The organism is Anoxybacillus ayderensis, from assembly GCF_013761015.1.
In the GTDB taxonomy this organism is placed as follows: Bacteria; Bacillota; Bacilli; order Bacillales; family Anoxybacillaceae; genus Anoxybacillus; species Anoxybacillus ayderensis.
On record NZ_JACDUV010000002.1, the window covers coordinates 224289 to 242754 of the forward strand.

Consider the following 18466-nt stretch of genomic DNA (forward strand, 5'->3'; position numbering starts at 1 on the left):
CGACGTTGTTCGTTCTTATCGTACCACATTTCTGCATTTTTTGTCGTTGCGTGATATAATGAGAGAACGAGAGGAGGATGAGGAATGAAGCGCGTATCTAGTCAAGAAGTGTATGAAAGAACGTTGCAACTATTAACGGAACGTGGTGTGACGATTCCAGCGATTGCTGAGATTGTATATGAAATGCAAAGCCCGTACAATAAAAATTTAACGATGGCAGAATGTATTGAAAGCGTAGAAAAAGTGTTGCAAAAACGCGAAGTACAACATGCGATTTTAGTTGGGATTGAGCTTGATAAACTTGCAGAAAACGGCATGTTGTCAGAGCCGCTGCAAACGATTGTCGAAACGGATGAAGGGCTGTTTGGCGTCGATGAAACGTTGGCGTTAGGGGCGGTGCTCGGATACGGAAGCATCGCAGTGACAACGTTTGGACATTTGGACAAAAATAAAGTAGGAATCATTAAACAGCTTGATACAAAACGGGGCAAAGGTGTGCATACGTTTTTAGACGACTTAGTCGCAAGCGTTGCCGCAAGCGCCTCCGGTCGCCTTGCACACAACTTGCGCGATGAAGAAGAAGCCGCATTAAATGCGTAAAAAAAGCCGTAAATCCGTATGGGTTTACGGCTTTTTTGAAGAGATGTGAACATCACATGCAGGAAAATAGTCGATGTTGTCGAATAAAAACATCGAAACGATTGTATGCGAGGTGACTATATGTCCATTGACCACGATCGTCTGTTTAAAGAGTTGATCCAAACGTTTTTTGAGGAGTTTATTGTTCTCTTTTTCCCAGCCATGCACGAGCATATTGATTTTCGCCACGTCTCGTTTTTATCCGAGGAACTGTTCACCGATGTGACGGCAGGGGAGAAGTACCGCGTCGATTTGCTTGTCGAAACGAAGTTAAAAGGCGAAGACGGGCTTGTGATTGTGCATATCGAAAATCAAAGCTATGTGCAACCATCATTTCCTGAACGCATGTTTATTTATTTTAGCCGATTGTTTGAAAAATACCGTAAAAACATTGTACCTATTGATGTATTTAGCTACGATACGATCCGCGACGAACCATCGACATTTACCCTCCAATTTCCTTTTGGCCACGTGCTTGATTTTCGTTTTTTCACTGTCGAATTGCGCAAACAAAACTGGCGAAACTACATTCGTCAAGACAATCCAATCGCTGCTGCACTGCTAAGCAAAATGGGATATACTGAAAGTGAACGAGTAGAACTGAAAAAACAATTTTTACGCATGCTTGTCCGATTGGAATTAGATGAAGCGAAACAACGATTATTGTTTGGCTTTTTTGAAACATATGTAAAACTATCAGACGAAGAAGAACGAAGACTACGAAGCGAGGTGAATGAAATGGAGACGAAAGAAAAAGACAAAGTGATGGAGTTAATTATTTCATATGAACAACAAGGAATAAAACAAGGAATGAAACGTCTTGTACGAACGATGGCGAAAAAAGGGATGAGCGTAAAAGACATTGCGAACGTCACGGATCTTTCGGAAGAAGAAGTAAAGCAGTTCGTAGAGAAAGAATGAGTGGGAAGCCCCCAAAAAGCTTTGGGGGCTATGTCGTTTCTTTTTGTTGTTTTAATAAATCGCGAATTTCTGTGAGCAGCTGTTGTTCTTTTGTGATCGTTGGTGCCGTTTCTTTCTTCTCTTCTTGTTTTTTGATTCGTTCGGATAAGTTGTTCAGCAGTTTGACGAATAGAAAGATAGAAAAGGCAATGACTAAAAAGTCAACGACGGTTTGAATAAAAGCCCCGTATTTTACTTCTGCTTCACCGACTTTCCAAGATAAACTGCTAAAATCAATCCCTCCTAAAACGAGACCGACAAGCGGCATAATGATGTCGTTGACGAGGGAAGAAACAATTTTTCCAAATGCTCCACCGATGATGACCCCGACAGCTAAGTCGATGACGTTGCCCCGCACAGCAAATTTCTTAAACTCGTTCCACATCGGCATTCCTCCTTTTGTCCCCACTTTACCATACATCGTTTCTATTTGTCGATTTTTGCATGTGAGGCGCATGGCCGGGCAGTTGTGCATAACATGGCGATGAATATGAAAAAAAGAGGTGAGACCATGTATTACTATCCGAATGTTGTGTATATGCCGATGTATCCATATCCAATGATGCCTTATCCGTTTCCACGAGAACATAGGAAAGATTACGGACCGAACCCGTTTGTCGTACAAATCGAAGAAGCGACGAAACGAAACAACATGTTCCGTACGACGTTATGGACGGGACCTCATTTGCAAGTGACATTGATGAGCCTTCGTGTCGGGGAGGATATCGGTTTAGAAATGCATCCGGGCGTGGATCAATTTTTACGTATTGAACAAGGAGAAGGGATTGTGCGGATAGGCAAAAAGAAAAACGAATTGACGTTTGAAAGACGCGTGACGGATGGCTCTGCCATTTTTGTGCCTGCAGGAACGTGGCATAATGTGATCAACATAGGGAACGTTCCGCTTAAGCTGTACTCCATTTATGCGCCGCCACAACATCCAGCCGGCACCGTCCATCCGACAAAAGCGGATGCTCTTGCGGCGGAATGAAATTTTGTTACAAGAAAATAAAAAATAGTTGAAATTTTTATGGAAATAAGGTACATTATTTAAAAATCAGAAAATTCAATATGCGTATGCATTCTTATCAAGAGAAGGGGAGGGACTGGCCCGATGAACCTTCAGCAACCAGCCGAAAGCGGTCAGGTGCTAAATCCAGCGAATTGGTGTTCAATTCGGAAGATAAGAAGAAGCGTTTGTCTATGGACAGAAAGCCTTCTTCTTAGAAGGCTTTTATTTTTTGAGAAAGGGAGAGAGCGAATGAGTCATGTGGAAACGGTATTAGCGCAAATCGGTAATCGAAGCGAGACGACGACAGGGACAGTGAATCCACCTGTATATTTTTCAACAGCGTATCGGCATGAAGGGATCGGACAGTCGACAGGGTACGATTACATTCGGACGGGAAACCCGACGAGACACATCGTCGAGAAGGCGATTGCGCAGTTAGAGGAAGGGGATCAAGGCTTCGCATGTAGTTCGGGCATGGCGGCAATTCAAACGGTGTTTGCGCTTTTTGAAAGCGGGGATCATTTTCTCGTTTCGGCCGATTTATATGGCGGAACGTATCGGCTGTTTGAAAAAGGGTGGAGAAAATACGGTCTGTCGTTTACATACGTTGATTTTCGCGACTTGGATGCGGTAAAAGCATATGTGACGGACAAAACGAAAGCGATTTTTTTAGAAACGCCGACGAATCCGCTTATGCAAGAAGCGGACATCGAAGCGGTGGCGGCGTTTGCGAAACAATATGAGCTGCTTCTTATTGTCGATAATACGTTTTACACGCCTGTGTTACAAAAGCCATTGACGAAAGGGGCGGACATCGTCATTCATAGCGCGACGAAATATTTAGGCGGACATAACGATGTGCTTGCGGGGCTCATTGTCGCTAAAGGAAAAGCGCTGTGCGAGCAATTGGCGATGTATCATAACGCGATCGGGGCGGTGTTGTCGCCGTTTGATTCATGGCTGTTAATTCGCGGCATGAAGACGCTCGCTCTTCGCATGCGTCAGCACGAACAAAACGCGAAAGCGATTTATGAATTTTTACGTGGGCACGAAGACGTCACCGATGTGTTATATCCGGGGAGAGGAGGCATGTTGTCGTTTCGCGTGCGCGATGAAAAGTGGGTCAATCCGTTTTTGCGCAGTTTAACGCTCATTACGTTTGCGGAAAGTTTAGGCGGTGTCGAAAGTTTTATTACGTATCCAGCGACGCAAACGCATATGGATATTCCAGAGGATGTTCGCATCGCCAATGGGGTATGTAATCGACTGTTACGTTTTTCTGTCGGCATTGAACATCATGACGATTTAATTGCCGATTTAACACAAGCGTTTCAACGCATGAAAGAGGTGTAAAAATGGAGTGGCAAACGCAATTGCTTCATAATAAATGGCGGGTGGATGCGCAAACGGGGGCAGTGAGCGTCCCGATTCATCATGCGTCAACGTTTCATCAGTTTGATTTTGATACGTTTGGAAAATATGATTATAGCCGCACAGGCAATCCGACGCGCGAGGCGCTTGAAGAAACGATCGCGGAGCTAGAAGGAGGAGTGAGCGGTTTTGCGTTCGCATCGGGCATGGCAGCCATTTCAACGGCGTTTTTGTTGTTGTCAAAAGGCGATCATGTGTTGATTACAGATGACGTATATGGCGGAACGTATCGCATCATCACGGATGTATTAAGCCGATTTGGCATTGAATATACGTTTGTCGATATGACCGATTTAGATGCGGTAGCGCGTCATATTCGCCCGAATACGAAAGTGATTTATATGGAAACGCCGTCAAATCCGCTGCTGAAAATTACGGACATTCGCGGAGTTGTGAAGCTTGCGAAAGCGCACGGTTGTTTGACGTTTTTAGATAATACGTTCGCGACACCTTTATTGCAACGTCCGCTCGATCTCGGCGTCGATGTCGTGCTTCATAGCGCGACGAAATTTTTAGCCGGCCATAGCGATGTCGTCGCTGGACTTGCGGTTGTGAAAGATGAACGACTAGCGAAAGAGCTTCGGAAGTTGCAATATGCGTTCGGTGCGGTGCTCGGCGTGCAAGATGCGTGGCTTGTGCTGCGCGGGCTAAAAACGCTTCACGTTCGGCTCGATTACGCTTCTCGTTCAGCGATGCAGCTCGCGCAGTTTTTACATCGTCATCCGAAAGTGGCGCACGTGTATTATCCGGGGCTTTCGCATCACGAAGGGCACGTCATTCATCGCGATCAAGCGCGTGGGTTTGGCGCGGTGTTGTCGTTTGAATTGGAAAATGAACAAGCGGTGCGGACGTTTGTCAAATATGCTCACATTCCGGTATTTGCGGTTAGTTTAGGAGCGGTAGAGTCGATTTTATCTTATCCGGCAAAAATGTCGCATGCGGCGATGCCGAAAGCGGAACGCCTTCGTCGCGGCATTACGGACGGCTTGTTGCGCATAAGCGTCGGACTCGAGGCGATCGATGATTTAATCGCTGATTTTGAACAGGCGTTATCGTATGTATAGGCTAGGCATATCGCCTAGCCTTAGCTAATTTGGTCGAGGGCATCTCGTTGTAGTTGTTGCTCGACCATGCGATCGAGTTGTTGAATTTTTTTCAAAGCGAGTTCGTCATCGATTTGGCGATAGTGATGTTTGCCACCTGGTTCTTCATCTGCTTCATCGGCAAGTTTAACGATCGTCTGAAGCGGTTTTCGGTTTAGCTCTCCTTCTGGAAGATACGAATCGGTATGAAGCAAAATGGCGAGGGCGATTTCTTTAGCATGTTGAGGATGTTCACCGAGTCGAATAAGCAATTTGTGCGCTCGCTCCGCCCCTTTAATCGCATGAATGTCGTTTTGTTTATATGTTTCATAGTCCCAAGTTCCGTTTGAGTACCATTCATAATGCCCAATATCATGAAGCAGTGCCGCTTTTGTCGCTAAATCAACATTGACTCCATATTGCAGGGCAAGGCGATACGCATGGTATGCGGTAGCGATAGCGTGGGCGACGCCTGAACGTTTCAAATATTTTTGAGTAATGGGGTGAAGGAAGATGTCAGTTAATGTGACACGTCTCATCGTGCATGCCCCCTTTTTTGTTTTTCTAATTATCATACCATGTCTTATTTAAGGAAGGCAATACATATTTTTTCTTTTTTTCTTTCATACTAAGTGAAAAAAGTATGGAGGACGCGTATGTTTTTATCATTGTTATTATCGGTTATGACAGCGCTTTCGTTCAATGGACATGCTTGTACGAAAAAATTAGAGGAAGCAAACGTGCAACTATGCGGCAAAGAAGACGGAGATTGGGTGCGTCATTTTACGCTTCACGTCGGAAAAGCGACGTATGCTTTTCCAGAATGGGAACATATCAATGACCCGAAAGCGACTCCGCAATTGTATTCTGTTGATGTGACGGACGATGGAAAGGAAGATGTCGTCGTTTTTCTCGTGAAAGCACGCGGCAACGGCACGTATAAAAATGAAGTGCACGTATTTGCCCATCACGAAAACGGCATAGAAGAAATGATCGTCGAAGATCCGCGCGCCGTCGTTTTAAAAAGCATGAAAATGAAAGAGACGGACGAAGGAACAGAGCTAATCATTGATCACGTTCACGCTTTCATTCCGTACGCACGCGAAGGACAAAAAGGGGTAAAGACGACATTCGACCGCTTTTTAAAATACGCGCTCGATAAACAAAAGCTGAAAGCCGTTTTACTCCTCGAACGAAAAAAAGGCGAATACATCGGCAGCTTAATCGTCACATACGAATATAAAGACGGTTTTTTCCAAGGTACTCACATCGACTTTATCCGCCATTAGCCATTGCCTAGGCAATGGCTAAAAAATTTTTTAAAAAAGTATTTGACAATGTGAGAGGTGGTGAGTATAATAAAAAATGTGTTCGATAGGACAACATACGATTCCGTAGCTCAGCTGGGAGAGCGCCACCTTGACAGGGTGGAGGTCGCTGGTTCGAGCCCAGTCGGAATCATCACAACCCCGAGTTCTTTTAGAGAGCTCGGGGTTTTTTCGTTGTATTTAACCTCTCCTCTTGACTACCACAAATGTTTTCGTATGCAGGAAAATAGTCGATGTTGTCGAATAAAAACATCGAAACGATTGTATGCGAGGTGACTATATGTCCATTGACCACGATCGTCTGTTTAAAGAGTTGATCCAAACGTTTTTTGAGGAATTTATCGTTCTCTTTTTCCCAACCATGCACGAGCATATCGATTTTCGCCACGTCTCGTTTTTATCCGAGGAGCTGTTTACCGATGTGACGGCAGGAGAAAAGTACCGCGTCGATTTGCTTGTCGAAACGAAGTTAAAAGGCGAAGATGGGCTTGTGATCGTGCATATCGAAAACCAAAGCTACGTCCAACCATCATTTCCAGAACGGATGTTTATTTATTTTAGCCGTTTGTTTGAAAAATACCGTAAAAACATTGTACCTATTGCTGTATTTAGCTACGATACGATCCGCGACGAACCATCGACATTTACCCTCCAATTTCCTTTTGGCCACGTGCTTGACTTTCGTTTTTTCACTGTCGAATTGCGCAAACAAAACTGGCGAAACTACATTCGTCAAGACAATCCAATCGCTGCTGCACTGCTAAGCAAAATGGGATATACTGAAAGTGAACGGGTAGAACTGAAAAAACAATTTTTACGCATGCTTGTCCGATTGGAATTAGATGAAGCGAAACAACGATTATTGTTTGGCTTTTTTGAAACATATGTAAAACTATCAGACGAAGAAGAACGAAGACTACGAAGCGAGGTGAATGAAATGGAGACGAAAGAAAAAGACAAAGTGATGGAGTTAATTATTTCATATGAACAACAAGGAATAAAACAAGGAATGAAGCGCCTTGTACAAACGATGGCGAAAAAAGGGATGAGTGTAAAAGATATTGCGAACGTCACGGACCTTTCGGAAGAAGAAGTGGAGCGGTTGTTGGAGTAAGGGGACCCCACAGCGCTCCACCTTCTTTTGTTTTTGTAAAAATTGTTTTTACACACAAGATTACATTACAATGTTCTTTATTTGACGTGCTATAGAGACGATTAAAAAATCTTTTCTTGACAACATACTTTTTCAACACCTTGCAAATAATTCTCTCAAAGGGTATTATTTGGTTTTTATAGAAAAATCAGGTGTATCATTTTTTGGAAGATCGTATATACTATGTATATACATTTTGGTTGGGGGGTGATATAATGAACTCAAAGGAACATTTAGAAAGCAAAATAAACCAAAGTAAAGGAGGAGACTACATGTCTACAGTTGTTGCTCAAAAATGGGGAAACAGTTTGGGCATTCGTATCCCAAAAGATGTTGCTGATCAAATAGGGATTAAACAAGGTTCCGAAATAGAATTAAATGTGATTGGAAATGAAGGTATCATCACATTAAAACCAAAAAGAACACGGAAAAAATACACACTGGAAGAACTAATATCACAGATTACACCTGAAAATCGACACGAAGAAATTGATTTCGGTATAGAAGGGCGTGAATTGATTTAATGTCAGCAGACGTACCAGAGAGAGGCGATTTCGTTGTTTTAAACTTCAATCCACAAGCTGGGCATGAGCAGGCTGGGAGAAGGAATGCGATTGTTTTATCGCCTAAAGAATTCAATCAAGCAACAGGATTTATAGCTGTTTGTCCGATTACCACTCAAAAGAAGGGCTACCCTTTCGAAGTGGATTTACCAAAAGAAGGAATATCTCTTGGTGGCGATGGCTATCCAATAACAGGGGTAGTTTTAACTGATCAAATTAAATCATTGGATTGGAAAGCTCGTAATCTAAAAATTTTAAAGAAGTATAATCCAGAAGATGCACAAATTGAAGAAATAGATAAAATAATTGATGAATGCCTAGCGAAAATAGAAACATATCTGATTTGACATAATCCTTTCTCTTTCAGAAAGGGTTATTTTTTACTTTAAAGTTTCTTGATAATTGTTGAAAAGCTAATTTTAGTTGGTCAGGTGTCGAAAAACCGAAATTAGTAAGTTGGTCGTTTTTATTTTAATTGCGGAAGTTGTGAGTCAAATTGGCATTTTGTTTGCTTACTTTTGTCATTAAATCCACAAGAAAAATGAGTCCAGTAAACGGTTCAACATAGCAAAAAACTAGTCCTATCAGGGAGTTGATTCTTTAATGGCTGGCGCAAGTACATCTTTTGGTGATGAACTAGTAAAAATATGATTTAAACAACCAAGTGATATGTAAAAGCGGGCGAAACATTTGATACAATGAAGAAATAACAAATGAACAGGAGGGGAGAACGATGTTGTTTGAAAACGATCAACCAGCAACTTGCTCCTAAGACGGGGCAAGCGCACGTTCCGTCTTGTAGAAAAAAGAAAAAAGACGGAGGGAGAAAAGATGAGACAAACGTTTTTCGGTTCGTTGTATTTGTCGCTCGCTGCTAGCATTTGGGGTGGAATGTATGTCGTTAGTAAATATGTGCTCGATTACGTTCCGCCATTTACGCTCGTATGGCTTCGTTATGCGATTGCTTTTTTTGTATTATGGACGATTTTACGACTAAAGCGCATCCCGATGCCAAAAGGAAAAAACGATTGGAAACCGATCATATATATTGGAGTTGTTGGATACGTTCTTTCGATTTCCTTACAGTTCGTCGGGACGAAATGGTCGGATGCGCACACGGCTTCGCTTATTACGTCGGCCACGCCTGCTTTCATCGTCATCTTCGCTCGCTGGATGTTGAATGAAACGATGACGCTTAGGAAACTAAGTGCGTTGTTACTCGCAACAGCAGGAGTTGTTGTCGTCGTTGGATTTAGCGAGGGGGAGGCGACTTCGTTTTTCGGGAACGTCTTACTCGTTGGAGCTGCGGTGACGTGGGCGCTTTTATCTGTGCTCGTCAAAATCGCATCTGCGCGCCTTTCCGTATTAGTGATCACGACGTACGCGATTTTTGTCGCTTTCATCGGCACAACGCCGATGATGGTATGGGAATGGTCGGAAGGGATGTCACAAACGTTTTCGTTTTCGGTCGTGCTCGGGATTTTTTATCTCGGGATTGTGTCAACGGCTGGGGCGTTTTTTCTTTGGAATAAAGGAATGGAAATGATGGATGCCGGGGTCGGTTCGCTCTTTTTCTTTTTCCAGCCACTTGTCGGCTCTTTGTTCGGTTGGCTGTTTTTGCATGAACAATTGCGCTTCTCATTTTGGATTGGTGGAACGTTCATTATTGTTGCAGTGGTCATGGCTGTGTTGGAGAAAAAAGGAGTGGAAAGCGAACGGCAAAATGAAGAAAAAGTCAGCGTGTGATGCGCTGACTTTTTACTATGACACTATCGTATATACAGTTAACACAAGGACGGATATGAAGACGACGCTCATGACGTTTGCGCCGAGCCATGAGGCCAGTACGGCACTCACAAAGCCGAGGATGCCAAATACCGGATCGTCTTGAATGAGAAAAATGCCCGGAATAATTAAAGCGCCGAGCGTGGCGTATGGGACGTTGCGCAATACACCGCGCCAAAACGGCGGCAAGTGGATGCGATGAAAAACCGTCAATGGAAGCATGCGCGGAATGTATGTCACGATGCCCATGCCAAGAATAATGAGAAAAAGGTTATTGTGCATATTCCGTCTCCTTTCTTTTTTCTACAATCCATTGCATACATATAGCCGAAACGATTGTAGAGATGACGATGGCCCATCCTTTCGGGACGTTGAGCCATAATAAAAGCGCGCAGTTCATGAGACCAGAGCACACCGCAAGCCAAAGCGCCTTTCGTTCTGTTTTGACGGCGGGGACTAATAGCCCGACAAACATCGCATACAAGGCGACAGATAAGCTCACTTGCACGTTTTCCGGCAAATACCCGCCAACAATATGTCCGATGGCCGAATGGACGACCCAACTGCTGTAGGAAATGAAAATGAGTCCGAACATATACGAAGCAGAGATCGTTCCTTCTTTCATGGCGGCGACAGAAAACGTTTCATCTGTAATGCCGAATGCGTATAGTGCTTTTTTCCAAAGTGCGTCATGTTCAGCTTTTTCATTGAGTGATGCGGACATTAAAAAATGCCGAATGTTTAAAATAAACGTCGTTAAAATGATTTCAAACGGACCGGTGCCAAGAGATAGTAAATTGAGCGAAATGTATTGCGCCGCCCCCGCAAATACAATCATGCTCATAAGCGTCGTGTCCATAAGCGACAGCCCTGTTGATTTCGCTAACAAACCGAACGTAAGCGCAACAGGCGCATATCCAATCGCAATCGCTGTCCCTGATTTTACTCCGTCGCGAAACATGTACATTCCCCCCTTCTTCTGTATTTTCATAAAATTTTTTCTATTTCGCAAGGATATATTTTAAATATGAAACTTTTTTCTTATTTTTCCGTATAGTAAGCTATCCGTGATGAAGGGGATGATAACTATGTTGAAAAAATTGCTTGACATGCTTTTACACAAAAATATGCACAAGCATCGTTACAGCAGTAGCGATCGTTATACGTACCGTCCGCATCGCCATCCGTCGCAATACGGCTATAAGCATTATAAGAAAAAACATCATAGCCACAGCATTTTCTCTAGCTTTTTTGGCAGTTCATGATGTTTGTTGAAAAGCCGTATCGAGAAGGAACGGTCGTAAACGGGCGATACACGATTCAAACGCAGCTTGGAGAAGGCAGCTATGGTGTGGCGTATGTGGCGCGCGATGAAGAAACGAAGGAGCTTGTCGTTTTAAAACAGATGAAGCGGACGAAAAAAAAGAAGCGGCGCGCATCGTTTGAACGAGAAGCGCTCATTTTAAAAAAGCTCAATCATCCACAAATTCCGAAGTTGTACGACTCGTTTGACGTGCGCGGCACGTTGCATCTTGTCATGGAATACATTGAAGGAGATACGATGGAGACGCTTATTTTTGATAAAAACAAAACGTACGATGAAAAAGAAGCGTTTTCACTATTGGCGGATGTGTTGCGTGTCGTGCAATACATTCACGCGCACGGCATTGTGCATCGCGATTTGCGCATCCCCAATATCGTTTTTCGCAACGGGGTTGTATATGTGCTCGATTTTGGACTTGCGCGCTTTTTATCCGAAAAAAATGAACGGCTGTTTACACTTGAACAGCGGCTCAGGCGAACGATTGATGTAAAAAGCGACATATATGCCCTCGGTCATTTTTTATTGTTTTTATTGTATTCTTCTTATGAACCGACAGCGGACAAAGAGAAAAGCTGGGAAGACGAACTTTCCTTGTCAAAAGAGGCGCGCCATGTGTTGCGGCGCATGTTGCAGTTGGATCGGCCGTATGCCTCCGTTGAACAATTGATGCGCGATGTCGTGATGATTCAATAGGCGTTTTATGCGCCTATTTCTTTTTTTTGATGTCGCGTTTTGCGCGAAGAAAAGCAATTAGCCAAACGATTTCGTCTTCCGTCACCGTTTCTCCATCGACCGTCAGATGAAACGTCGCATTCGTCAGCTCAATGGTCGGTTTCTCTTCATCCGTTGCCCCAAGCAAATAATCCGTTGTTGTGCCAAATAAAATGGCGAGTTCTTTGACGGCTTCTAACGACGGTTGACGATACCCCGATTCATAGCCTGCATATGTACTTTTTGCGATATTGAGCTGATCCGCAATATATTGCAACGACCATTGTTTCTTTTTCCGTAACTCCGATAATCGTTTCGAAATCATCATCTGTCTCTCCCTTACTATGCATCGTTCGCAAAACGAATAAAAATACTTGTTATTTTCTATTTTCCTAAATATAATTGAAGTAAAGGTACGCGAAACGCGAACAATTTTATTTATAGTTTACACTACATGACACAAAGAATACAATAGATGACTTAAAATCGCCATATTTGAGGTGACGATGATGAAAAACATTTTGTTGCTTGCGACAGGCGGCACGATTGCTTCTGTGCCGAGTGAAGAAGGGTTGACACCGAAGCTGACGGCAGAACAATTGACGAGCTACATTACGATCGACAATCAGCCGTATCGGCTACATAGCCAAATTTTAATGAACATCGACAGCACAAACATGCAGCCAGAACATTGGCGCGAGATTGCTCAGGCGATTTATACACATTACGACCAATATGACGGTTTCGTCGTCACGCATGGAACAGATACGATGGCTTATACGGCAGCCGCGTTATCATATATGATCCAAAACAGCCACAAACCGATCGTGTTGACCGGTTCACAAGTGCCGATCGGTTTTCCGAAAACAGATGCGAAAAAAAATATACGCGATGCGCTTCGTTTTGCATGCGAAGACGTCGGCGGGGTATTTGTCGTCTTCGATGGGCGCGTCATTTTAGGAACGAGAGCGGTAAAAATGCGGACGAAAAGTTACGATGCGTTTGAAAGCATTAACCATCCGTACGTCGCCTACATTCATGGAGAAACGATTGATTATCAATATGAGCTTCCGAAACCGAGCGGAAAACTGCAGTTTGATGCGTCGCTTTGTCCGGATGTGTTTTTGTTGAAGCTTCATCCGGGCACAAAGCCAGAAATATTTGATTACATTCGCCATTTATATCGCGGCGTCATTATCGAAAGCTTCGGAAGCGGCGGCGTGCCGTTTCAAGGGCGGAATTTGTTGCCGAAAATAAAAGAACTGATCGACGATGGCATGGCCGTCGTCATTACGACGCAATGTTTAGAAGAAGGGGAAGACTTAACGTTATACGAAGTCGGGCGAAAAGTGGCGCAAAATACGGTCATTTTATCCGGTGATATGAATACGGAAGCGATCGTACCGAAGCTCATGTGGGCGCTAGGAAAAACGACGAATTTGCTTGACATAAAAAATATGATGGAAACGCCAATCGCAAATGACATGACACAAAAACAAGAAGAAAGTTGGGATGCGTAAATGATGCAAACGAAAGCAGTACGAATCGAACGAGATTTGCTTGGCGAAAAAGAAATTCCATACGACGCATATTACGGCATTCAAACGATGCGCGCGGCAGAAAACTTCCCGATTACAGGGTATCGATTGCATCGCGAACTTATTCAGGCGATGGCGATCGTAAAAAAAGCGGCGGCGCTTGCGAATATGGAGACGGGACAGCTCGATGTGCGCATTGGTCAAGCGATTGTCAAAGCGGCAGAAGAAGTGATCGCAGGACAATGGCACGATCAGTTTATCGTTGACCCGATTCAAGGCGGCGCAGGAACGTCGATCAATATGAATACGAACGAAGTGATCGCGAATCGCGCACTTGAATGGTTAGGGGAGAGAAAAGGAAGTTACCATATCATTAGTCCAAATACGCACGTCAACATGTCACAATCGACAAACGACGTGTTTCCGACGGCCATTCATATTGCGGTGTTAAACATGGTGAACCAATTGCTTCAAACGATGGAGCATATGCACGATACGTTCGCCGATAAAGCAAAACAGTTTGATCACGTCATTAAAATGGGACGGACGCATTTACAAGATGCCGTTCCAATTCGGCTCGGGCAAGAATTTGAAGCATACCGCCGCGTCGTAAAGCGCGATATGGAGCGCATTGCGCAGTCGCGCCAACATGTATACGAAGTGAATATCGGCGCAACGGCGGTAGGTACAGGATTAAATGCCGATCCGGTCTATATTGAGCGCGTCATTTTTCATCTCGTTCGTTTGACAGACTTGCCGCTTGTGCGCGCGGAACATCTCGTTGATGCGACACAAAATACAGATGCGTATACAGAAGTGTCGGCTGCCTTAAAAATATGTATGATCAACATGTCGAAAATCGCTAACGATCTTCGTCTCATGGCGTCTGGTCCGCGCGCAGGGCTTGGAGAAATTACATTGCCTGCCCGTCAACCGGGGTCGTCCATTATGCCGGGAAAAGTGAATCCAGTCATGGCGGAAGTCGTAAATCAAGTGGCGTTTCAAGTGATCGGCAACGACCAAACGATTTGTTTAGCATCGGAAGCAGGGCAGCTTGAGTTAAACGTCATGGAACCTGTGCTTGTGTTTAATTTGCTTCAGTCGCTTCATATGATGGATAACGTGTTTCGCGTGTTTACCGATTACTGCTTAGCTGGCATTGAAGCGAATGAAGAACGGCTAAAACAACATGTCGAAAACAGCATCGGCGTCATTACAGCGGTCAATCCGTACATCGGCTATGAAGCGGCATCACGCATCGCAAAAGAAGCGCTTCGTACCGGAAAATCGGTGCGTGAATTATGCCTCGAGCAAAATTTATTGAATGAAACAGAGCTACGTGCTATTTTAGACCCGTATGCGATGACAAGTCCAGGCATTGCCGGAAAATAACACGAATCGACAGAGAAAAGGAAGGTACATACGATGTCAAGCGGAGCAAACATGCACATTACTATTCGACTACAATTTGCGAAAAACGTTGTCGCTTTTAGCGACATTGCGACAGCGATCGGACAAGCTGGCGGGGATATTGTCGGCATCGACGTCATTTCTTCAAGCAAAACACATACGGTGCGAGATATTACCGTCAGCGTTCTTGACTCCAAACATGCGGACGTAGTTGTCGATACGTTGCGGAAAACGACAGGTGTCAAAGTCATTCACGTTTCTGACCGCACGTTTTTAATGCATATCGGCGGAAAAATTGAAGTGAAATCGAAAATTCCGATTAAAACGCGCGATGATTTAGCGCGCGTGTACACGCCGGGTGTGGCGCGCGTATGCACGGCAATTGCGGAAGATCCGACGAAGGCATATTCGTTAACGATTAAACGAAATACGGTGGCGGTCATTTCCGACGGAACGGCCGTATTAGGGCTTGGAGATATTGGACCGTATGCCGCGATGCCGGTCATGGAAGGGAAGGCGATGTTATTTAAACAGCTTGCGGGCGTCGATGCGTTTCCGATTTGTTTAGATACGAAAGATACGGAAGAAATTGTGCAAATCGTCAAAGCGATCGCCCCGGCGTTTGGCGGCATTAATTTAGAAGACATCGCCGCACCGCGTTGCTTTGAAATTGAAGAACGATTAAAACAAGAGCTCGACATTCCTGTCTTCCACGATGACCAACATGGAACAGCGGTCGTCTTACTTGCAGGGTTGTTAAATGCGTTAAAAATTGTAGATAAAAAAATTGAAGACATTAAAGTCGTATTAACAGGCATTGGTGCTGCAGGAATCGCCTGCACGAAAATATTGCTTGCGGCTGGTGTGAAAAACATTATTGGTGTCGATCGTCAAGGGGCGATTCATCGCGGTGTACAATACGACAATCCGTATTGGAACGAATATGCGCAATTAACGAATCCAGAAAATATGACAGGCTCTCTTTCCGACGTCATCGTTGGGGCGGACGTATTTATTGGCGTATCTGCACCGGGCATTTTGAAGGTCGAAGATGTGAAAAAAATGGCGAAAGACCCGATCGTTTTTGCGATGGCAAACCCTGTTCCAGAAATTGATCCAGAGCTTGCCGAACCGTACGTTCGCGTCATGGCGACAGGGCGTTCAGACTATCCGAACCAAATTAATAACGTCCTTTGCTTCCCAGGCATTTTCCGTGGGGCGTTAGACTGCCGCGCCATCGAAATTAACGAAGAAATGAAGCTAGCAGCAGCCGAAGCGATCGCCTCTGTCGTCACTGACGAAGAATTAAGCGAAACATACATTATCCCAAGCGTCTTTAACAACAAAGTGGCTGAACGCGTGCGCGAAGCTGTCATGAAAGCCGCATACAAAACAGGCGTCGCCCGAAAAGACGATATGATGTTCCGATAAAAACATGGCGTCATTGCGCCATGTTTTTTCGTTTTTTTAAGGCATAAGCTTCCGTTGCTTCTTTGTCGTGTTTGAAATAGAATGATAGAGTGAAATTCTAGAACGGATTTGAAAAGAGGTTTTATCATTGTGTGCAACGTGGAGGAAACGACTTATATCATTATATACCTCGATCGTTTGTTTCAGTGGACTGATTATCTTTTTTTATTCTTTTTCCTTTGATCAAGAGCAAATCTTATTTTCGTTATTGTTGGCGATCGGAGTGGTTCTTCTTAATTATTATGACATTAAACTTCCGCCAAATGGAAATGGGACGTCGTTTGATTCATCGCTACATTTGGCAGTGCTCGTTGTATTTGGAATGAAATACGTTTTATTCAGTTTGTTATTAAGTACGGTATTTATTTTTATTTTTCAATATAAAAAAATGGTTTGGTGGAAACATATATTTAATTTTTCTATGTATGTTCTTATGATTTGTAGCGCTTATTATACGTTTCTTTTTTTCGATGGGGAGATTGGAGCGATTGATTTTGCGCATTCTCCTGCGTATATCGCTTCTTTTGTCGTATATTACACAGTCAATGCGCTCATCATGGCTTTTTATTTCTTCCTTAACTCATCGCAGCGAATGTACGTCATAGTGACGAGTATTGTGAAAGAAACGATTTTTGAATATATGATTATACTAGGTGGAGCAGTTATTTTGGCGCTTTCTCTTCCTTTTTATCCTATGTTTGGATTAGCTATGTTTACTGCCATTCTTGTCGTTTTGTCGATCATTTTTAGAAAGTACTCATATTTATATGAAGAAGTATTGAAAGATAAAGTATTTATTGAACAATTACTAAACGCTTTACCGAGCGGAATTATTATGAATGATAAGTTGAAAGGGAATTATTTTATTAATGAATCAGCGGTGACGTTGCTTTCCTTGGGGAAAAAAGATATAGAACATATGCTGAATGAAAGGCAAAAACCGAAAGAAAACAAGGCGTTTTGGGAGCTTTTTTTAACGAGTTCCCCTGTAACAAACAAGAAGATCGTTTACAAAACATTAGAAACGAAAACTTTTTTGATGTCTAAAGTACAGTTGAAAAATAGGTATGATGAGCACATTGGGGAAATTACTTATTTCCTCGACATCACCGAAATGGAACAACTAACGAAGCGAATACATCAATCGGAAAAGTTGGCGTTAATGGGGGAAATGGCGGCGAAGGCAGCGCATGAAATTCGCAATCCGCTTGCGGTTATTCACGGTTTTTTAGCGTTTATGAACGAAAATTTACGTGAACGCGATCGCGAACAATATCATATCCCTCTTTTATTAAAAGAAATTGATCGCATCAACGCCATTGTTGAAGATATGCTTCTGATCGCCAAACCGAGCGCCCCGGTGATGAAAGAGGCGTATATCGAAACGATCGTTCAAGATGTTCTTTCTCTTTTTCAACAAACGTTAGAGGCGAAAAATATACGCGTGCACGTGCGCCTTGATCATGTGCCGTTACAGCTTGATTCGAAACAAATGATGCAAGTGTTATACAATTTGCTTCACAACAGCATCGAAGCGATGGAAGAAGGCGGAACGATTTGCATATATTCCGATGTCGATGAAACGTACAACATGTACATGTACGACTCTGGAAGCGGCATTCCGACACATATGCAGGAGGCGATTTTTGAACCATTTATCACAACGAAGTCGTCAGGGACAGGATTAGGATTAACGATCGTCAAACGAATTATTGAAAACCATGGCGGAACGATTGCGCTTCACGACAGCTCGGAACAAGGGACGACGTTTGTCATTCGTCTTCCGATTCACAGATAAAAACAACATATTTGTGGTTTTGTTCATTATTTCACAACTGTCGTCGACCTCCAATCTTGCAAAAAACCCGGGGGATCGACGACAAGTTGTTTTTCGGGATTTTTGTAGATGTAGCAAGGAATACAGCCTATTGACTGAATTTTCGAATATGGGTATATTGACGATCATACTAGAGATAGAAGTTGTGAAATCATGCATTTTACTTTTTATTCAAAATTCGCTATAATTATTAAGGCGGGGAACATCTTTCTTTCCGATTTCG

21 protein-coding genes, 1 tRNA gene and 1 riboswitch are annotated in these 18466 nt (G+C 43.5%); of the genes, 17 read left to right on the forward strand and 5 right to left on the reverse strand.

The window, feature by feature from the left end:
- The first annotated feature begins 84 nt into the window (after positions 1-84).
- Positions 85-600 carry a phosphatidylglycerophosphatase A family protein gene (locus HNR63_RS03490; RefSeq protein ID WP_181519788.1) on the forward strand — a complete coding sequence of 172 codons (516 nt, stop codon included), beginning with the start codon at positions 85-87 and terminating at the stop codon, positions 598-600.
- Positions 601-720: 120 nt separating this feature from the next.
- Positions 721-1560, forward strand: coding sequence for an Rpn family recombination-promoting nuclease/putative transposase (locus HNR63_RS03495; RefSeq protein ID WP_181519789.1), 840 nt, complete (start codon positions 721-723; stop codon positions 1558-1560).
- 28 nt (positions 1561-1588) lie between these two features.
- Here HNR63_RS03495 and mscL read toward each other — a convergent pair whose 3' ends face one another.
- The gene (gene mscL, locus HNR63_RS03500) at positions 1589-1984 is read right to left on the reverse strand and encodes a large conductance mechanosensitive channel protein MscL (RefSeq protein WP_181519790.1); all 396 of its coding nucleotides are present in this window, start codon (positions 1982-1984) and stop codon (positions 1589-1591) included.
- A gap of 126 nt (positions 1985-2110) precedes the next feature.
- Here mscL and HNR63_RS03505 point away from each other — a divergent pair, with 126 nt between their 5' ends.
- From HNR63_RS03505 to metC, 3 genes are all read left to right on the forward strand, one after another.
- Positions 2111-2590 (forward strand): cupin domain-containing protein, encoded by a 480-nt coding sequence (locus tag HNR63_RS03505; protein WP_181519791.1) that lies wholly within the window; start codon positions 2111-2113, stop codon positions 2588-2590.
- Positions 2591-2681: 91 nt separating this feature from the next.
- Positions 2682-2789: riboswitch (SAM riboswitch) on the forward strand.
- A 71-nt stretch (positions 2790-2860) separates the two neighbouring features.
- A complete protein-coding gene (locus HNR63_RS03510; RefSeq protein WP_181519792.1) occupies positions 2861-3964 on the forward strand; it encodes a methionine biosynthesis PLP-dependent protein in 1104 nt (367 codons plus the stop codon).
- A 2-nt stretch (positions 3965-3966) separates the two neighbouring features.
- Positions 3967-5106, forward strand: coding sequence for a cystathionine beta-lyase (metC, locus tag HNR63_RS03515; RefSeq protein WP_009362745.1), 1140 nt, complete (start codon positions 3967-3969; stop codon positions 5104-5106).
- Between the two features lie 20 nt (positions 5107-5126).
- Here the strand turns inward: metC and HNR63_RS03520 are convergent, their stop codons facing one another.
- Positions 5127-5663 (reverse strand): HD domain-containing protein, encoded by a 537-nt coding sequence (locus HNR63_RS03520; RefSeq protein ID WP_085789379.1) that lies wholly within the window; start codon positions 5661-5663, stop codon positions 5127-5129.
- Between the two features lie 117 nt (positions 5664-5780).
- Between HNR63_RS03520 and HNR63_RS03525 the strand changes: the two genes are divergently transcribed.
- From HNR63_RS03525 to HNR63_RS03550, 6 genes are all read left to right on the forward strand, one after another.
- The gene (locus HNR63_RS03525; protein WP_171334687.1) at positions 5781-6413 is read left to right on the forward strand and encodes a hypothetical protein; all 633 of its coding nucleotides are present in this window, start codon (positions 5781-5783) and stop codon (positions 6411-6413) included.
- 99 nt (positions 6414-6512) lie between these two features.
- Positions 6513-6585, forward strand: a tRNA-Val gene (locus HNR63_RS03530).
- Positions 6586-6732: 147 nt separating this feature from the next.
- The gene (locus HNR63_RS03535) at positions 6733-7566 is read left to right on the forward strand and encodes an Rpn family recombination-promoting nuclease/putative transposase (protein ID WP_181519793.1); all 834 of its coding nucleotides are present in this window, start codon (positions 6733-6735) and stop codon (positions 7564-7566) included.
- 254 nt (positions 7567-7820) lie between these two features.
- Positions 7821-8129 (forward strand): AbrB/MazE/SpoVT family DNA-binding domain-containing protein, encoded by a 309-nt coding sequence (locus HNR63_RS03540; RefSeq protein ID WP_019418225.1) that lies wholly within the window; start codon positions 7821-7823, stop codon positions 8127-8129.
- On the forward strand, positions 8129-8515 hold the full coding sequence (locus tag HNR63_RS03545) for a type II toxin-antitoxin system PemK/MazF family toxin (RefSeq protein WP_181519794.1): 387 nt from the start codon (positions 8129-8131) through the stop codon (positions 8513-8515). The genes HNR63_RS03540 and HNR63_RS03545 overlap by 1 nt, the downstream gene beginning before the upstream one ends.
- 484 nt (positions 8516-8999) lie before the next feature.
- Positions 9000-9914, forward strand: coding sequence for a DMT family transporter (locus HNR63_RS03550; protein ID WP_181519795.1), 915 nt, complete (start codon positions 9000-9002; stop codon positions 9912-9914).
- Between the two features lie 15 nt (positions 9915-9929).
- On the opposite strand, the gene HNR63_RS03555 is transcribed toward HNR63_RS03550, so the two are convergent.
- Positions 9930-10235: an AzlD domain-containing protein gene (locus HNR63_RS03555; RefSeq protein WP_181519796.1), complete on the reverse strand. Its 306-nt coding sequence runs from the start codon at positions 10233-10235 to the stop codon at positions 9930-9932.
- Positions 10225-10914, reverse strand: a complete 690-nt coding sequence (locus HNR63_RS03560; RefSeq protein ID WP_181519797.1) for an AzlC family ABC transporter permease — start codon at positions 10912-10914, stop codon at positions 10225-10227. The genes HNR63_RS03555 and HNR63_RS03560 overlap by 11 nt, the downstream gene beginning before the upstream one ends.
- Positions 10915-11041: 127 nt before the next feature.
- Here HNR63_RS03560 and HNR63_RS03565 point away from each other — a divergent pair, with 127 nt between their 5' ends.
- Together HNR63_RS03565 and HNR63_RS03570 are read left to right on the forward strand one after the other, a co-directional pair.
- Positions 11042-11218: a hypothetical protein gene (locus HNR63_RS03565; RefSeq protein ID WP_167333733.1), complete on the forward strand. Its 177-nt coding sequence runs from the start codon at positions 11042-11044 to the stop codon at positions 11216-11218.
- The gene (locus HNR63_RS03570; RefSeq protein WP_181519798.1) at positions 11215-11970 is read left to right on the forward strand and encodes a serine/threonine protein kinase; all 756 of its coding nucleotides are present in this window, start codon (positions 11215-11217) and stop codon (positions 11968-11970) included. The genes HNR63_RS03565 and HNR63_RS03570 overlap by 4 nt, the downstream gene beginning before the upstream one ends.
- A 13-nt stretch (positions 11971-11983) precedes the next feature.
- On the opposite strand, the gene HNR63_RS03575 is transcribed toward HNR63_RS03570, so the two are convergent.
- Positions 11984-12313 (reverse strand): helix-turn-helix domain-containing protein, encoded by a 330-nt coding sequence (locus HNR63_RS03575; RefSeq protein WP_181519911.1) that lies wholly within the window; start codon positions 12311-12313, stop codon positions 11984-11986.
- Between the two features lie 184 nt (positions 12314-12497).
- On the opposite strand from HNR63_RS03575, the gene HNR63_RS03580 reads away from it, so the two are divergent.
- The 4 genes from HNR63_RS03580 (at position 12498) to HNR63_RS03595 (ending at position 18204) form a co-directional block, all read left to right on the forward strand.
- Complete coding sequence (locus HNR63_RS03580) at positions 12498-13508, forward strand: asparaginase (RefSeq protein ID WP_085788495.1); 1011 nt, start codon at positions 12498-12500, stop codon at positions 13506-13508.
- On the forward strand, positions 13509-14918 hold the full coding sequence (gene aspA, locus HNR63_RS03585) for an aspartate ammonia-lyase (RefSeq protein WP_181519799.1): 1410 nt from the start codon (positions 13509-13511) through the stop codon (positions 14916-14918). It begins immediately after the preceding gene.
- Between the two features lie 33 nt (positions 14919-14951).
- A complete protein-coding gene (locus tag HNR63_RS03590) occupies positions 14952-16367 on the forward strand; it encodes an NAD-dependent malic enzyme (protein WP_085788493.1) in 1416 nt (471 codons plus the stop codon).
- 127 nt (positions 16368-16494) lie between these two features.
- Complete coding sequence (locus HNR63_RS03595) at positions 16495-18204, forward strand: two-component system sensor histidine kinase NtrB (RefSeq protein WP_343047601.1); 1710 nt, start codon at positions 16495-16497, stop codon at positions 18202-18204.
- Positions 18205-18466 lie beyond the last annotated feature (262 nt).

What these genes read in the sequence shown, in the direction of transcription:
- HNR63_RS03490 (WP_181519788.1), top strand. Translation starts at nt 85, where the DNA reads ATGAAGCGCGTATCTAGTCAAGAAGTGTATGAAAGAACGTTGCAACTA.
- HNR63_RS03495 (WP_181519789.1), top strand. Translation starts at nt 721, where the DNA reads ATGTCCATTGACCACGATCGTCTGTTTAAAGAGTTGATCCAAACGTTT.
- mscL (WP_181519790.1), bottom strand. Translation starts at nt 1,984, where the DNA reads ATGTGGAACGAGTTTAAGAAATTTGCTGTGCGGGGCAACGTCATCGAC.
- HNR63_RS03505 (WP_181519791.1), top strand. Translation starts at nt 2,111, where the DNA reads ATGTATTACTATCCGAATGTTGTGTATATGCCGATGTATCCATATCCA.
- HNR63_RS03510 (WP_181519792.1), top strand. Translation starts at nt 2,861, where the DNA reads ATGAGTCATGTGGAAACGGTATTAGCGCAAATCGGTAATCGAAGCGAG.
- metC (WP_009362745.1), top strand. Translation starts at nt 3,967, where the DNA reads ATGGAGTGGCAAACGCAATTGCTTCATAATAAATGGCGGGTGGATGCG.
- HNR63_RS03520 (WP_085789379.1), bottom strand. Translation starts at nt 5,663, where the DNA reads ATGAGACGTGTCACATTAACTGACATCTTCCTTCACCCCATTACTCAA.
- HNR63_RS03525 (WP_171334687.1), top strand. Translation starts at nt 5,781, where the DNA reads ATGTTTTTATCATTGTTATTATCGGTTATGACAGCGCTTTCGTTCAAT.
- HNR63_RS03535 (WP_181519793.1), top strand. Translation starts at nt 6,733, where the DNA reads ATGTCCATTGACCACGATCGTCTGTTTAAAGAGTTGATCCAAACGTTT.
- HNR63_RS03540 (WP_019418225.1), top strand. Translation starts at nt 7,821, where the DNA reads ATGAACTCAAAGGAACATTTAGAAAGCAAAATAAACCAAAGTAAAGGA.
- HNR63_RS03545 (WP_181519794.1), top strand. Translation starts at nt 8,129, where the DNA reads ATGTCAGCAGACGTACCAGAGAGAGGCGATTTCGTTGTTTTAAACTTC.
- HNR63_RS03550 (WP_181519795.1), top strand. Translation starts at nt 9,000, where the DNA reads ATGAGACAAACGTTTTTCGGTTCGTTGTATTTGTCGCTCGCTGCTAGC.
- HNR63_RS03555 (WP_181519796.1), bottom strand. Translation starts at nt 10,235, where the DNA reads ATGCACAATAACCTTTTTCTCATTATTCTTGGCATGGGCATCGTGACA.
- HNR63_RS03560 (WP_181519797.1), bottom strand. Translation starts at nt 10,914, where the DNA reads ATGTTTCGCGACGGAGTAAAATCAGGGACAGCGATTGCGATTGGATAT.
- HNR63_RS03565 (WP_167333733.1), top strand. Translation starts at nt 11,042, where the DNA reads ATGTTGAAAAAATTGCTTGACATGCTTTTACACAAAAATATGCACAAG.
- HNR63_RS03570 (WP_181519798.1), top strand. Translation starts at nt 11,215, where the DNA reads ATGATGTTTGTTGAAAAGCCGTATCGAGAAGGAACGGTCGTAAACGGG.
- HNR63_RS03575 (WP_181519911.1), bottom strand. Translation starts at nt 12,313, where the DNA reads ATGATTTCGAAACGATTATCGGAGTTACGGAAAAAGAAACAATGGTCG.
- HNR63_RS03580 (WP_085788495.1), top strand. Translation starts at nt 12,498, where the DNA reads ATGAAAAACATTTTGTTGCTTGCGACAGGCGGCACGATTGCTTCTGTG.
- aspA (WP_181519799.1), top strand. Translation starts at nt 13,509, where the DNA reads ATGATGCAAACGAAAGCAGTACGAATCGAACGAGATTTGCTTGGCGAA.
- HNR63_RS03590 (WP_085788493.1), top strand. Translation starts at nt 14,952, where the DNA reads ATGTCAAGCGGAGCAAACATGCACATTACTATTCGACTACAATTTGCG.